We start from the raw sequence: 15,046 nt of genomic DNA on the forward strand, positions 1-15,046 counted from the left end.
CCTCTGGCTCCCTAAGGTCGGGAGCCAGAGCTGGAATAGCGATTAGTCGCCTTCCAGTTCGATGTTGATACCCAGCGAGCGGATTTCTTTCAACAGTACGTTGAAGGACTCCGGCATGCCTGGTTCCATACGGTGATCGCCATCCACGATGTTTTTGTACATCTTGGTACGGCCGTTGACGTCATCCGACTTAACGGTAAGCATTTCCTGCAAGGTGTAAGCTGCGCCGTATGCTTCCAGCGCCCACACTTCCATCTCACCGAAGCGCTGACCACCGAATTGCGCCTTACCACCCAGCGGCTGCTGAGTAACCAAGCTGTAAGAACCGGTAGAACGCGCGTGCATCTTATCGTCAACCAAGTGGTTCAGTTTCAGCATGTACATATAGCCGACGGTTACCTGGCGCTCGAACTGCTCGCCGGTACGGCCATCAAACAGCGTAATCTGACCTGAAGTCGGGATACCGCCCATTTCCAGCAGTTGCTTGATTTCTGACTCTTTCGCACCATCGAAGACTGGGGTTGCGATCGGCATACCTTTTTTCAGGTTCTCTGCCAGACGCAAGACTTCGTCGTCGGTGAAGGTGTTCAGGTCAACTTTCTGGCAAACGCCGTCACCCAGATCGTAAGCCTTCTGGATGAATTCACGCAGCTTGGCCACTTCCTGGTGCTGCTTGAGCATTTGGTTGATCTTCTCACCAATGCCTTTCGCCGCCATACCCAGGTGAGTTTCCAGGATCTGACCGATGTTCATACGCGATGGAACGCCCAGCGGGTTCAGAACGATGTCAACCGGCGTACCGTTTTCATCGTAAGGCATATCTTCGATCGGGTTGATCTTGGAGATAACACCCTTGTTACCGTGGCGGCCTGCCATCTTGTCACCCGGTTGGATCTGACGCTTAACGGCCAGATACACCTTGACGATTTTCAGCACGCCTGGTGCCAGATCGTCGCCTTGGGTAATCTTACGACGCTTGGCATCCAGCTTCTTCTCGAAGTCGGATTTCAGTTCGTCGTACTGCTCTGCCAGCTGTTCCAGCTGGTTTTGCTTGTCTTCGTCGGTCAGGCCCAGTTCCAACCAGCGATCGCGTGGCAGTTTGCTCAGCTTCTCGGCTTCGATACCACCAGAAACCAGTACCGCATGGATACGAGCGAACAGGCCTGCTTCCAGGATCTGCAGTTCTTCAGTCAGGTCTTTCTTCGCCTGCTTCAGCTGCATCTCTTCGATTTCCAACGCACGCTTGTCTTTGTCCACGCCATCGCGGGTAAAGACCTGCACGTCGATAACCGTACCGGAAACGCCGTTTGGTACGCGCAGAGAAGAGTCTTTAACGTCAGACGCTTTCTCACCGAAGATCGCACGCAGCAGCTTCTCTTCTGGCGTCAGCTGGGTTTCACCTTTCGGCGTTACCTTACCAACCAGAATGTCGCCACCGGTCACTTCTGCACCGATATACACGATACCGGACTCATCCAGCTTGGAGAGCGCTGCCTCACCCACGTTAGGGATGTCGGCGGTGATCTCTTCCGGCCCCAGTTTGGTGTCGCGAGACACGCAAGCCAGTTCCTGGATGTGGATGGTGGTGAAGCGATCTTCCTGTACTACACGCTCGGAGACCAAGATGGAGTCTTCGAAGTTGTAGCCGTTCCAAGGCATGAACGCGACGCGCATGTTCTGACCCAATGCCAGTTCACCCAGGTCTGTAGACGGGCCATCTGCCAGCACGTCGCCGCGCTCGATTGGCTCACCCAGATTCACACAAGGCATCTGGTTGATACAGGTGTTCTGGTTAGAACGGGTGTACTTGGTCAGGTTATAAATATCGATACCTGCTTCGCCCGGGTACATCTCGTCTTCGTTAACTTTGATAACGATACGGGAAGCATCCACATACTGGATCACACCACCACGTTTGGCTACGGCAGTAACACCGGAGTCAACCGCTACGGCACGTTCCATACCAGTACCTACCAGCGGCTTGTCAGCACGCAGGGTTGGCACCGCTTGACGTTGCATGTTCGCACCCATCAATGCACGGTTGGCGTCATCGTGTTCCAGGAATGGGATCAGTGAAGCACCAACAGAAACAACCTGCTGGGTTGATACGTCCATATAGTCAACCTGGTCGCGGCTAAACAGGCTTGATTCGCCTTTGCTACGACAGGTAACCAGGTCTTCTTCAAAGCGGCCTTCTTCGTCCAGGTTGGAGTTCGCCTGAGCGATAACGAAGTTGCCTTCTTCAATAGCAGACAGATAGTTGATTTCATCGGTCACCACGCCGTCACGCACGCGGCGGTACGGGGTTTCCAGGAAGCCATACTCGTTGGTCTGTGCGTACACGGACAAGGAGTTGATCAGACCGATGTTTGGACCTTCCGGCGTTTCGATTGGGCACACGCGACCGTAGTGAGTCGGGTGTACGTCTCGAACTTCAAAGCCGGCACGTTCACGGGTCAGACCGCCTGGGCCCAATGCAGAGATACGACGCTTGTGCGTGATCTCGGACAACGGGTTGTTCTGGTCCATAAACTGGGACAGCTGGCTTGAACCGAAGAACTCTTTCACCGCCGCCGAAATTGGCTTGGCGTTGATCATGTCCTGAGGCATCAAGGTATCCAGATCGCCCAGGGACAGACGTTCTTTCACCGCACGCTCAACACGTACCAGACCGACACGGAACTGGTTCTCGGCCATTTCGCCAACGGAACGGATACGACGGTTGCCCAAGTGGTCGATGTCGTCCACTTCGCCTTTACCGTTACGGATATCGATGAGCTTCTTCATCACTTCGATGATGTCGTCTTTGCTCAGGATGCCCGAACCTTCGATCTCGTCACGCAGCAGAGAACGGTTGAACTTCATCCGGCCAACCGCAGACAGATCGTAGCGGTCTTCAGAGAAGAACAGGTTCTCGAACAGGCTTTCCGCCGCTTCACGCGTTGGTGGCTCACCAGGGCGCATCATGCGGTAGATTTCTACCAGAGCGCTCAGACGATCGCTGGTTGGGTCGACACGTACGGTTTCAGAGATGTACGCACCGTGGTCCAGATCGTTGGTGAACAACGTTTCGATACGCTTGTGGCCTGACTGGCTCAGCTTGGCCAACAGATCCAGTGACAGCTCCATGTTGGCTGCACAGATCAGTTCGCCGGTATTGGTATCGATATAGTCCTTCGCGACCACTTTGCCCGCGATGTACTCAACCGGTACTTCAATGCTGCGAATTTCGTCTTTTTCGAGCTGACGGATATGACGAGCGGTGATACGGCGTGCTTTCTCAACGTAGATCTTACCGTTGGCTTCGATATCGAAGGACGCAGTTTCACCACGCAGACGCTCTGGAACCAGCTCCATCTGCAGCTTGTTATCACGGATCTCGAAAACAATTTTCTCAAAGAACAGGTCAAGGATCTGCTCAGTGGTGTAGCTCAGCGCGCGCAGAATAATGGTCGCAGGCAGTTTGCGGCGACGGTCGATACGCACGAACAGGTTGTCTTTCGGGTCAAACTCGAAATCCAGCCATGAGCCACGGTAAGGGATGATACGTGCGTTATACAGCACTTTGCCCGAGGAGTGGGTTTTACCCTTATCGCTGTCGAAGAACACACCAGGACTACGATGCAGCTGGGATACGATAACCCTCTCAGTACCGTTAATGACAAAGGTACCGTTTTCGGTCATGAGCGGAATTTCGCCCATATAGACTTCTTGTTCCTTGATGTCTTTGACCGTACCTTCTGGTGCTTCACGTTCGTAGATGACCAGGCGCAGTTTTACGCGCAGCGGTGCAGAGTACGTCACACCACGGATCTGGCACTCTTTAACGTCAAACACCGGCTCACCAAGACGGTAGCTAACGTATTGCAGCTCCGAATTGCCACTGTAGCTCTGGATCGGGAAAACAGAACGGAATGCGGCTTCTAAGCCGTATTGCCCTTCTGGATCTTGCTCGATAAATTTCTGGAACGAGTCAAGCTGGATAGAAAGGAGATAAGGTATGTCCAACACTTGTGGACGCTTACCAAAATCCTTACGAATACGTTTCTTCTCGGTATAGGAGTAAACCATAGGGTTCCTCAGCTCGCTGGAAAGTCGAACCTATTGTCCGTCCGGATAGGGGACGGTTCATGCAACACCGTTTTGTTGACCGGAAAGCGAGAACACTTTCCGCAATACTCGTTTCTATCACGCTTAAATCATTTCATTGCCGTGGCGGCAGATTCGGCTGCGGCGCAGAGGGCAGTATATTAAGTCGTCGATAGAAAGAAATATTGGGGTTAGCCAGTAGTCAAACAGTGTGAAACTCTACTGACGCCCTACAGCGCAAAAAGGCTGGTGACCAAAAAGTCACCAGCCATCAGTCTGTTAGTTAAAACAGACTGCACTCCAAAAGCAGTGGCTTATTTAACTTCAACTTCAGCGCCAGCTTCTTCCAGAGCTTTTTTCAGTGCTTCAGCGTCGTCTTTGCTGATGCCTTCTTTCAGTGCTGCTGGTGCAGACTCAACCAGGTCTTTAGCTTCTTTCAGACCCAGGCCAGTTGCGCCACGTACTGCTTTGATTACTGCAACTTTGTTCGCGCCAATACCTTTCAGTACAACGTCGAATTCAGTTTTTTCTTCAGCAGCTTCAACAGCAGCAGCAGGACCTGCAGCTACAGCAGCAGCAGAAACACCGAACTTCTCTTCCATAGCGGCGATCAGTTCAACGATTTCCATTACAGACAGGGCTGCAACGCCTTCGATAATTTGGTCTTTAGTGATAGACATAACAAAAGTTCCTAAAATTCAGAAATAGTTTAAATACGTAAGCAAAGGCTAAGAAAGAGAGAGGCTTATGCCGCTTCTTTCTGATCGCGTACTGCAGCCAGAGTGCGAACCAATTTGCCGGCAGCGGCTTCTTTCATGGTTGCCATCAGGCGTGCGATTGCTTCATCGTAAGTAGGCAGCGTTGCCAAGCGGTCGATTTGTGCCGCAGGGATCAGCTCACCTTCAAAGGCCGCAGCTTTAACCTCAAATTTTGCATTCGCTTTCGCGAACTCTTTGAACAGACGAGCAGCAGCGCCCGGATGTTCAGTAGAGAATGCAATCAAGGTAGGACCGACAAACGTGTCTTTCAGGCATTCGAACGCAGTGCCTTCAACTACGCGACGCATCAAGGTGTTGCGAACAACACGCATGTAAACGCCAGCTTCACGACCTGCTTTACGCAGTTCAGTCATTTTATCAACGGTAACGCCACGAGAATCCGCAACTACCGCAGACAGCGCGCCTTTGGCTACTTCGTTGACTTCAGCAACAATCGCTTGTTTGTCTTGAAGATTTAATGCCATTAGCTTTTTGCTCCTGGATTTAGCCGGGGAAAATCCCCGGAACTCACTTCACTCAACAGCTTGTGCGAACACGCGCCGTTGAGCGGCTTAACACGGTGAGCAGAATCCAGCAAAGACCATTCTTTTTAAAAAAGAAAAAATTTCTTTAGGCTCTGTCACCGTCTACGCAGGAAGGATTAAGTGCCTTACGGCACACCTGCGGTCTTGGACGGAGGCCTGGATAGGCCAGGCTCCAACCGAAAAATCTGTTGTTCCGCACGTAGCAGAACCTTGGGGGATAAGATTCTAGATGAATCCCACCCCCAAGTCAAAGCGATTAATCACCAGGTGATTAGTTCGCTACAGCACTCAGACCGCTTTGATCGATAGCAACGCCAGCACCCATGGTGGTGGAGAGGCTAACTTTCTTGATGTACATGCCTTTTGCCTGAGATGGTTTGGCTTTTTTCAGCGCAACCAGCAGAGACTCCAGGTTTTCCTTCAGCTTGTCTGTGTCGAAATCAACCTTACCGATAGTAGTATGGATGATACCGTTTTTGTCGTTACGATAACGAACCTGACCTGCTTTAGCGTTCTTCACAGCTTCTGCAACGTTAGGAGTAACGGTACCCACTTTCGGGTTAGGCATCAGACCACGTGGACCCAGAACCTGGCCCAGTTGACCTACAACGCGCATTGCATCCGGGGAAGCAATAACCACGTCGAAGTTCATCTCGCCTTTCTTGATCAGGTCAGCCAGATCTTCCATACCTACCAGCTCTGCGCCTGCAGCTTTAGCAGCTTCAGCGTTAGGGCCCTGGGCAAATACGGCAACGCGAACGCTGCGACCGGTGCCGTGTGGCAGAACGGTAGCACCACGAACGTTTTGGTCTGATTTACGAGCGTCGATGCCGAGGTTAACGGCAACGTCAACGCTTTCTACGAATTTAGCGGTGGCCAGCTCTTTCAGCAGAGCAACAGCTTCGAGGATGTCATACTGTTTAGTAGCATCAACTTTGTCACGGATCACGCGCATGCGCTTGGTCAGCTTAGCCATTTCTTAATCCTCCACTACCAGGCCCATGGAACGAGCAGTACCTTCGATGGAGCGAATCATCGCTGCAACGTCAGAACCAGTCATGTCCGCAGCTTTGGTTTCTGCGATTTCACGAACCTGTGCACTAGTCACTTTGCCAACTTTATCTTTGTTCGGCTTGCCGGAACCAGATTTAATACCAGCCGCTTTCTTCAGCAGAACTGCTGCTGGCGGGGTTTTGGTAACGAAAGTGAAGGAGCGATCAGAATAAACTGTAATAACAACCGGGATCGGCAGGCCTTTCTCAACGCTGTCAGTCTTAGCGTTGAATGCCTTACAGAATTCCATGATGTTAACACCTTGCTGACCCAGAGCTGGACCAACTGGTGGACTTGGGTTAGCCATACCGGCTGCAACTTGCAGCTTAACGTAGGCTTGTACTTTCTTGGCCATTGAAATTTCCTCGTTTGGGTAATATCGCCTCCTGAGAGGCTCCCCGTGTTTTATCTCGCTGCAAGAGCAAGACATCTAAAAACAAAAGGCGCGAAATTATAGTTCAATTTCGCGCCTCTGACAAGCCACAAATCCGCTCGTCTTGCTGATTATTTGATCAGCCTTTTTCTACCTGGCTAAAGTCCAGTTCCACCGGCGTTGCACGGCCAAAGATGGAGACAGAGACTTTCAGGCGGCTCTTTTCGTAGTCCACTTCTTCAACGACGCCGTTAAAGTCAGCAAATGGACCATCGTTGACGCGCACCAGTTCACCCGGCTCGAACATCGTTTTCGGACGTGGTTTATCACCAGCCTGCTGCAGGCGGTTCATAATAGCGTCCACTTCTTTATCGCTGATCGGTGCAGGACGATCGGAAGTTCCACCGATGAAGCCCATAACACGAGGAACACTGCGCACCAGGTGCCAGCTGGCGTCATTCATCACCATCTGAACCAGTACATAGCCAGGGAAGAATTTACGCTCACTCTTACGACGCAGACCACCACGGATCTCCACCACTTCTTCGGTGGGAACCATGACTTCGCCGAACAGCTCTTCCATATCGTGCAGTTTGATATGTTCACGCAGCGATTGCGCTACGCGACCTTCAAAACCGGAAAACGCCTGAACGACGTACCAGCGTTTTTTTGGGGCTTCAGACATTTTAGAACCTCAGGCCAGTAATAAACGATACCAGACGGACCAATATACCATCCAGGCCCCACAGAATCAGTGACATCACGGCGGTTACCGCGGCAACGATCAACGTGGTGTGTAACGTTTCCTGACGAGTTGGCCAGATCACTTTACGTACTTCAGTACGCGCTTCGCGCGCAAACGCAACGGTGGCTTTGCCTTTAGTGGTCATCAATGCCACTGCACCTGCAACGGCAATAACCACGACAACGGCCAACGCACGCAACGGCAGGCTGAAATCACGGTAGTAATAGTTACCGACGATAGCCACAACCAACAGAACGGCGACGATTGACCACTTGGCCGCTTCAAGGCCGCGCCCGCTCCCTTGAGCCTCGGTATTCGCACTCATAAACCAACCTGTCACTAATGATTCGAACAAACAACTTTGCCTCGCAATGCGAGGCAAACCAAACCGAACAGATGCCGCTTGGCAGCATCTCGGTGTTTTACGCCATGACGTATTTCAGTCAATACCGTTTAAGAGCCCATCTCACCAATGATTATGACTGCAAAATCGCTGATGAGATAGGTTCTAGTTCACAGCGTAGAAAAAGGGCATCAAATGATGCCCTTTTATCGCATGTCGCGTCAAATATTATCCGCGATTAAGCGATAACTTTGGCAACAACACCAGCGCCAACGGTACGGCCGCCTTCACGGATTGCGAAACGCAAGCCTTGGTCCATAGCGATTGGGTGGATCAGGGTAACAACCATGTTCACGTTATCGCCTGGCATTACCATCTCTACGCCTTCTGGCAGTTCGATGGTACCGGTCACGTCAGTTGTACGGAAGTAGAACTGTGGACGGTAGCCTTTGAAGAATGGAGTATGACGACCACCTTCTTCTTTGCTCAGGATATACACTTCTGAATCGAACTGAGTGTGTGGCTTGATTGAACCTGGTTTAGCCAGTACCTGACCACGTTCGATGTCTTCACGCTTGATACCACGCAGCAGAACACCAACGTTCTCACCAGCACGGCCTTCGTCCAGCAGTTTGCGGAACATTTCAACGCCAGTACAGGTAGACTTAACGGTGTCTTTGATACCAACGATTTCAACTTCTTCGCCAACTTTAACGATACCGCGCTCAACACGACCGGTAACTACGGTACCACGACCGGAGATGGAGAAGACGTCTTCGATTGGCAGCAGGAACGGCTGATCGATAGCACGCTCTGGTTCTGGGATGTAAGAATCCAGGTGACCGGCCAGCTCGATGATTTTAGCTTCCCACTCAGCTTCGCCTTCCAGTGCTTTCAGCGCTGAACCACGAACAACCGGCAGGTCATCACCAGGGAAGTCATAAGCAGACAGAAGTTCACGAACTTCCATTTCTACCAGTTCCAGCAGCTCTTCATCATCAACCATGTCGCATTTGTTCATGAACACGATGATGTAAGGAACGCCAACCTGACGACCCAGCAGGATGTGCTCACGAGTCTGAGGCATAGGGCCGTCAGTCGCAGCGACAACCAGGATAGCACCGTCCATCTGAGCAGCACCGGTGATCATGTTTTTCACGTAGTCGGCGTGCCCTGGGCAGTCAACGTGCGCGTAGTGACGAGTCGGGGTGTCATATTCAACGTGAGAAGTGTTGATGGTGATACCACGAGCTTTTTCTTCTGGCGCGTTGTCGATCTGGTCGAAAGCACGTGCAGAACCACCGTAGGTTTTAGCCAGAACGGTAGTGATTGCAGCAGTCAGGGTAGTTTTGCCGTGGTCAACGTGGCCGATAGTACCGACGTTAACGTGCGGTTTTGAACGTTCAAATTTTTCTTTAGACATCGATTGTCCCTCTAAGACACGGATAAATCGGTGGTATCACCACATCAACCAAGCATTTGCTTGTTGAATTCAGGAAACAGAAAGAAAATCAGGGGGCGAGAAATTAAGAAGTGGTGCTGATAGGCAGATTCGAACTGCCGACCTCACCCTTACCAAGGGTGCGCTCTACCAACTGAGCTATATCAGCACATCTTGGAGCGGGCAGTGGGAATCGAACCCACATCATCAGCTTGGAAGGCTGAGGTAATAGCCATTATACGATGCCCGCATCCTGGAACTCGGCTACCTGACTTTTCTGTAGACTTTAAAGGTGGAGAGAAGGATTGTTCGTCGCTTAACTCTTCACCCTTCGTGCCAGCAACTTCCGTTACGCGGCGCGAACTGTTTGAAGGTTTTCACCTTCCCCGCTCGGCGCTTGATTCAGCATTACCGCTCGGTGTGACCCAGTGCCTCGGGTCTAATATGGTGGTGGGGGAAGGATTCGAACCTTCGAAGTCTGTGACGGCAGATTTACAGTCTGCTCCCTTTGGCCGCTCGGGAACCCCACCAGATTTTAACTACTTTTACTGACCACTTTATACTTGAATGGTGCCGGCTACCGGAATCGAACTGGTGACCTACTGATTACAAGTCAGTTGCTCTACCTACTGAGCTAAGCCGGCATCAAGTGCAGCGCATTCTAGGTAGAGCTGACGGGCTATGCAACAAAAAAATTGCGATCCAAGCCCTATCGCTCATAAATCAGCCGATTTCTGCATCCGGCTCGCAATTTTTCACCGTTGAGGCGCAAAATTTCATCAATTATGGGCATTAATCTAAACTATCTTAGACCTATCCTGCTGAAGCTTTCCCTGCGCTTTGTCGTAGCGCTCATTCAAAGATAGCCCATCGGTTGAAAGCCGCGATCGGGACAGTGCACCACAAAGAGGACGGTGCTCTCTGATGGTGCTGATATACCGCTTTCGTCCCTGGATTGGCTGCAACCGCACAGGTTAGCCGCATTGGCGCACTTATTGCTTATCTTCATTAATCCCTAATAGCCAGGAGGTATGACCGATGAAAATTGTCCTGATCAATGCGGCAACGCTTCCCATATACCGCGCCGAGCTGGCGCAGTTGCTCACCGATGCGGTCACTCACGGGGCTTCAGTAGGTTACGACACGCAAATTCCCCACGAAGATGCCGAAAGCTACTTCCATAGCCTGCGCCCAGCGTTGGCCAAAGGAGAGTTGCTATTGTGGATTGCCAGAGACGAAAGCGGCGTCATTGGCACCGTCCAACTCGCCCTGTGTCAAAAGCCTAACGGCCGCAACCGGGCCGAAGTACAAAAACTGCTGGTGCACAGCCGCGCCCGCCGCAATGGCGTTGGGCAGGCGTTGATGAAAACGCTGGAAAAAATGGCGCTTGAGATCCGCCGTGGCCTGCTTTATCTGGACACCCAGGCCGGTTCTGCAGCCGAAGGGCTGTATCGCTCGTTGGGCTATCGTTGCCTCGGGGAGATACCCGATTACGCCGCAGCTCCCGACGGGTATTACCATCCTACGGCGATTTACTACAAGCGGCTGTTTGCCGTTCAGCAACCCTCTCGCGCCGCCGCCAGCTGACCTGAAAACGGTATCATTGCCCAGTGATACCGCCTTGCAACAGGCCCTTTCTCAATTGCGTGCCTGTTCGCACTATTGGTAAAAACTGCCGCTAATCGACCACATTTGCGAAAAAAGTCTACGCCTAAAAGCCCGCTGTCTATAATATGCAGTTTGATTATTATCTGGAGTTGGCGTCCAGCGCCTTTCCCAACCTGCGTTAACAGGCAGAATTTGGCTTATGATAAAAAGAGATCAATCTTTAGCGACGCCTTACCTTCAGTTCGATCGCAGCCAGTGGGCCGCGTTACGGGATTCGGTGCCGCTGACGCTGTCGGAAGAAGAGATTGTTAAACTCAAAGGGATTAACGAAGATCTCTCCCTGGAGGAAGTCGCGCAGATCTACTTGCCGCTCTCACGGTTGCTGAACTTCTATATCAGTTCAAACCTGCGTCGCCAGGCAGTTCTGGAGCAATTCCTTGGTACAGATGGCCAACGCATTCCTTATGTGATCGGCATTGCTGGCAGCGTAGCCGTGGGTAAAAGTACCACGGCGCGTTTGTTGCAGGCGTTGTTGAGCCGCTGGCCGGAACATCGTAGCGTGGAACTGATCACCACAGACGGCTTTCTGCACCCGAACAAGGTGCTGAACGAGCGCGGCCTGATGAAGAAAAAAGGGTTCCCGCAATCCTACGACATGCATAGCCTGGTGAAATTCGTTTCGGAAGTTAAATCCGGTGCCAAACGTGTTACTGCCCCGGTTTACTCCCACCTGATCTATGACGTCGTGCCTGAAGGCAATAAAGTTATCGAACAGCCTGATATTCTGATCCTGGAAGGATTGAATGTTTTGCAAAGCGGTATGGACTATCCACACGATCCTCACCGGGTATTTGTTTCCGACTTTGTTGATTTCTCAATCTATGTCGATGCCCCTGGCGATCTATTGCAAAGTTGGTATATCAACCGCTTCCTGAAATTCCGTCAGGGTGCGTTCTCTAACCCAGACTCCTATTTCCATAGCTATGCTCAGTTGCCGGAAACGGAGGCGATAAATATCGCCACCCAGCTGTGGAATGAGATTAATGGATTGAATTTACAGGAGAATATATTACCGACTCGCGAGAGAGCCAGCTTGATTATGACTAAGAGTGCCAATCACGCTGTGGAAAGTGTACGGTTGCGGAAATAATCGATAGCGTAAGAGAGGCCAATGGCCTCTCTTATTTTCGCTTATTCAGCACTCCGCAAAGATATTTCACCACCAATAAAGGGTTTAATGACTCCTTCCTGTTCAAGCAGCAATGCACCCTGCTGATCAATACCGCGGGCAATACCGAAAATCTGTTGTTCACCAATTAATAGTTTAACTGGACGATCGATAAAATTATCTAATTGACGCCAACGTGAAATAAAAGGTGCTAGCCCATCTATTTCAAATTGCCGTAATGAATTTCGTAGTTCATTAAGCAATTTGGCGGCCAATTCATTACGATCGATAGTGATCCCGGCTTCCTGTAGGTTGATCCAGCGCTGATCAATCTGACTTGCGTTGGTTTCACGCATCGCCATGTTGATACCCGCTCCGAGCACCAACTGGGCTGCATCCCCGGTTTTACCGGTCAGCTCAACCAAAATACCGGCCAACTTGCGATCGTTAAGGTATAAATCATTGGGCCACTTCACACGAACCTGTTCTGCACCAAGATGCTGCAACACTTCTGCCATCACAATGCCAATAACCAGGCTCAACCCCATCGCGGCCGCTGGCCCTTGTTCAAGACGCCAGAACATGGATAAATACAGGTTGGCCCCGAAAGGCGAAACCCACTGCCGACCACGTCGCCCACGCCCTGCCTGCTGATACTCGGCTATACAGGCATCACCGGATGTCAGTTCTGCCAGCCTGTCCAACAGATACTGGTTGGTTGAATCAACCACGGGCAACACTGTGACCCGCTTGTCTTCCAGTAAGCCAAGTATACGCTCAGCATCCAGCAAGTTGATCGCCGCAGGTAGGCTATAGCCTTTCCCCGGAACAGTGAACACATCCAAGCCCCACTCCCGGATAGTCTGAATATGCTTGTTAATCGCTGCGCGGCTCATTCCCAATGACTCACCCAAATGTTCGCCAGAGTGGAACTCGCCGTCCGCCAGTAGGGAGATGATCTTCAGTGGTACTGTGGTATCTCTCATGAAATGACCTCTACGGCATCCAGCTCACCAGTGGCCCCGATAAAACGTACCTCTGGTTCTAACCAGACATCGAATTTCTGCGCGACCGTATGGCGCACATGCCTGGCCAGTGCCACCACATCCTGGCTGCTGGCATTATCGGCATTTACCAATACCAAGGCCTGCTGACGGTGCACCGCTGCGCCACCGATCTGATGCCCCTTGAGTGAACACTGCTCGATCAGCCAACCGGCAGCCAGTTTTTCTTGCCCGTCCGGCTGCGGATAATGTGGCATTGCAGGATATTGGGCTAATAATGCTTTAGCGGCTTCCCCGCTCACCAGTGGGTTTTTAAAGAAGCTGCCTGCATTGCCGGTAATACGTGGATCTGGCAGCTTGCTGCGCCGCATGGCGCATACTGCGTCAAATACCTGCTGCGGCGTTACCGTCTTGGGATCCAGCTTGGCAAGGTCGCCGTAGTTCAGCAACGGGCTCCACTGTTTGCTAAGCCGTAAACCAACGCCCACAATCACGAAGCCTTGCTTAAGCTCATGCTTAAAAACGCTTTCCCGGTAACCAAACTGGCAGCGTTCAGGATCCATACGATCGATTTCACCCGTAGTCAGGTTCAGCAGGTCGACATACTCACAGACCTGTTTGAGCTCGATGCCGTACGCCCCGATATTCTGGATAGGGGCCGAACCGACCAAACCCGGGATTAATGCCAGATTTTCCAGCCCGGGGATGCCACGCTCGAGCATCTGGCTAACCAGATGGTGCCAATTCTCTCCGGCGCTGACATGCAAATGCCAGGCGTCCTGCTCTTCCCTGACCGTGATACCTTTTAACTGGTTAATCATGACCGTACCGACAAAATCCTCCAGGAACAGGACGTTGCTCCCTTCACCGAGTACCAGCAGTGGCTGTTGGCGCTTTTGCGCTTGCTGCCAGGCTTTAATCATCATTTCAATTTCTTCGGCAATGACTAAATGCGCTGCGTTGACCGGGAGCGCAAAAGTATTGTGATTTTTTAAAGACGCGCTTTCAGTAGACATGATTTAAATACTCTGACGGAACAAATTATCATCTAGTCTACTCGATCCACCGCACATGGCTATTATTTGTTTTTATTCACTGGTAATTTCTTGTGAGCTAATAACCTCTGACTTCATGGGATATTAAAAATATCCTTGTAAATCATAACAATATGATAATTCTATTATCTTGATTCAAGCACAAGTCTGAGTTATATAAAATCTATCAGCATTAATGATATGTATGAATTAGCCTGGCGGGTTTGGAACTAAAAATTTCATGAATATTTCCAGGTGGGAACTCGGTTATATTTAATCGTTTACCTATGCGGAGATAATTCGGGATAGCCGAGTGATACCATCCCCTCACCCTAACCCTCTCCCACAGGGAGAGGGAACCGATCGAGTCCGCTGGTATTCCTCATTCTTTCTGCAACCTGGTTCACGATACACACTTGCCGAAGCCGCACAGGCTCACCCACGGCGCCGGACTGCTCCCTCTCCCTCACTCGGGGGTTCAGTTGTTCTCGGCTGGTACTCTGGGAGAGGGCGGGGGTGAGGGGTATTTCTGTTTTCTGCGCATAGCAAAAAGGCCATCCTTGCGGATGGCCTCTTGGCTTAATTGATGCCTGGCAGTGTCCTACTCTCGCATGGGGAGACCCCACACTACCATCGGCGCTACGGCGTTTCACTTCTGAGTTCGGCATGGGGTCAGGTGGGACCACCGCGCTATTGCCGCCAGGCAAATTCTGTTTCATTCTTGGCCGTTACTTTCGTAACCACCAGAACCAATCTCGGAACCAGCTGAAAATCTACTTCAATCTCTCTAAAACACCTTCGGTGTTGTAAGGTTAAGCCTCACGGATCATTAGTACTGGTTAGCTCAATGCATCGCTGCACTTACACACCCAGCCTATCAACGTC

The 15,046-nt window shown here is 51.3% G+C and carries 12 protein-coding genes, 4 tRNA genes, 2 rRNA genes and 1 other RNA gene; 2 read left to right on the plus strand and 17 right to left on the minus strand.

What is annotated here, in order from left to right:
* Nucleotides 1-42: 42 nt before the first annotated feature.
* The 13 genes from rpoB to AC6HVW_RS24915 all read right to left on the minus strand — a co-directional run bounded on the left by rpoB (nucleotide 43) and on the right by AC6HVW_RS24915 (nucleotide 9,991).
* Nucleotides 43-4,071: a DNA-directed RNA polymerase subunit beta gene (rpoB, locus tag AC6HVW_RS24855; protein WP_021182159.1), complete on the minus strand. Its 4,029-nt coding sequence runs from the start codon at nucleotides 4,069-4,071 to the stop codon at nucleotides 43-45.
* A gap of 332 nt (nucleotides 4,072-4,403) precedes the next feature.
* The gene (gene rplL, locus AC6HVW_RS24860) at nucleotides 4,404-4,769 is read right to left on the minus strand and encodes a 50S ribosomal protein L7/L12 (RefSeq protein WP_021182158.1); all 366 of its coding nucleotides are present in this window, start codon (nucleotides 4,767-4,769) and stop codon (nucleotides 4,404-4,406) included.
* A 65-nt stretch (nucleotides 4,770-4,834) separates the two neighbouring features.
* Nucleotides 4,835-5,332: a 50S ribosomal protein L10 gene (rplJ, locus tag AC6HVW_RS24865; RefSeq protein WP_021182157.1), complete on the minus strand. Its 498-nt coding sequence runs from the start codon at nucleotides 5,330-5,332 to the stop codon at nucleotides 4,835-4,837.
* 331 nt (nucleotides 5,333-5,663) lie between these two features.
* Nucleotides 5,664-6,368 carry a 50S ribosomal protein L1 gene (gene rplA, locus AC6HVW_RS24870; RefSeq protein ID WP_021182156.1) on the minus strand — a complete coding sequence of 235 codons (705 nt, stop codon included), beginning with the start codon at nucleotides 6,366-6,368 and terminating at the stop codon, nucleotides 5,664-5,666.
* Nucleotides 6,369-6,371: 3 nt separating this feature from the next.
* Complete coding sequence (gene rplK / locus AC6HVW_RS24875; RefSeq protein ID WP_021182155.1) at nucleotides 6,372-6,800, minus strand: 50S ribosomal protein L11; 429 nt, start codon at nucleotides 6,798-6,800, stop codon at nucleotides 6,372-6,374.
* Nucleotides 6,801-6,957: 157 nt separating this feature from the next.
* Nucleotides 6,958-7,503 (minus strand): transcription termination/antitermination protein NusG, encoded by a 546-nt coding sequence (gene nusG / locus AC6HVW_RS24880; RefSeq protein WP_021182154.1) that lies wholly within the window; start codon nucleotides 7,501-7,503, stop codon nucleotides 6,958-6,960.
* A 1-nt stretch (nucleotide 7,504) separates the two neighbouring features.
* A complete protein-coding gene (secE, locus tag AC6HVW_RS24885; RefSeq protein ID WP_021182153.1) occupies nucleotides 7,505-7,888 on the minus strand; it encodes a preprotein translocase subunit SecE in 384 nt (127 codons plus the stop codon).
* 256 nt (nucleotides 7,889-8,144) lie between these two features.
* Nucleotides 8,145-9,329 (minus strand): elongation factor Tu, encoded by a 1,185-nt coding sequence (tuf, locus tag AC6HVW_RS24890; protein ID WP_046808053.1) that lies wholly within the window; start codon nucleotides 9,327-9,329, stop codon nucleotides 8,145-8,147.
* Between the two features lie 111 nt (nucleotides 9,330-9,440).
* Nucleotides 9,441-9,516: transfer RNA gene (locus tag AC6HVW_RS24895), tRNA-Thr, on the minus strand.
* Between the two features lie 6 nt (nucleotides 9,517-9,522).
* Nucleotides 9,523-9,597, minus strand: a tRNA-Gly gene (locus AC6HVW_RS24900).
* A gap of 40 nt (nucleotides 9,598-9,637) precedes the next feature.
* Nucleotides 9,638-9,748: non-coding RNA, RtT sRNA (locus AC6HVW_RS24905), on the minus strand.
* A 44-nt stretch (nucleotides 9,749-9,792) separates the two neighbouring features.
* A tRNA-Tyr gene (locus tag AC6HVW_RS24910) sits at nucleotides 9,793-9,877 on the minus strand.
* 38 nt (nucleotides 9,878-9,915) lie between these two features.
* Nucleotides 9,916-9,991: transfer RNA gene (locus AC6HVW_RS24915), tRNA-Thr, on the minus strand.
* Between the two features lie 394 nt (nucleotides 9,992-10,385).
* Here AC6HVW_RS24915 and AC6HVW_RS24920 point away from each other — a divergent pair.
* Together AC6HVW_RS24920 and coaA are read left to right on the plus strand one after the other, a co-directional pair.
* On the plus strand, nucleotides 10,386-10,934 hold the full coding sequence (locus AC6HVW_RS24920; RefSeq protein ID WP_021182235.1) for a GNAT family N-acetyltransferase: 549 nt from the start codon (nucleotides 10,386-10,388) through the stop codon (nucleotides 10,932-10,934).
* Between the two features lie 220 nt (nucleotides 10,935-11,154).
* A complete protein-coding gene (gene coaA / locus AC6HVW_RS24925) occupies nucleotides 11,155-12,105 on the plus strand; it encodes a type I pantothenate kinase (RefSeq protein ID WP_071682970.1) in 951 nt (316 codons plus the stop codon).
* 41 nt (nucleotides 12,106-12,146) lie between these two features.
* Here coaA and birA read toward each other — a convergent pair whose 3' ends face one another.
* From birA to AC6HVW_RS24945, 4 genes are all read right to left on the minus strand, one after another.
* On the minus strand, nucleotides 12,147-13,109 hold the full coding sequence (birA, locus tag AC6HVW_RS24930; protein ID WP_037376753.1) for a bifunctional biotin--[acetyl-CoA-carboxylase] ligase/biotin operon repressor BirA: 963 nt from the start codon (nucleotides 13,107-13,109) through the stop codon (nucleotides 12,147-12,149).
* Nucleotides 13,106-14,143, minus strand: coding sequence for a UDP-N-acetylmuramate dehydrogenase (murB, locus tag AC6HVW_RS24935; protein ID WP_071682971.1), 1,038 nt, complete (start codon nucleotides 14,141-14,143; stop codon nucleotides 13,106-13,108). Before murB ends, birA begins: the two co-directional genes overlap by 4 nt.
* Nucleotides 14,144-14,749: 606 nt before the next feature.
* Nucleotides 14,750-14,865 (minus strand): 5S ribosomal RNA (gene rrf, locus AC6HVW_RS24940).
* Between the two features lie 104 nt (nucleotides 14,866-14,969).
* Nucleotides 14,970-15,046, minus strand: a 23S ribosomal RNA gene (locus AC6HVW_RS24945); the annotation flags it as partial.

Source organism: Serratia sp. NCCP-200 (assembly GCF_059697885.1).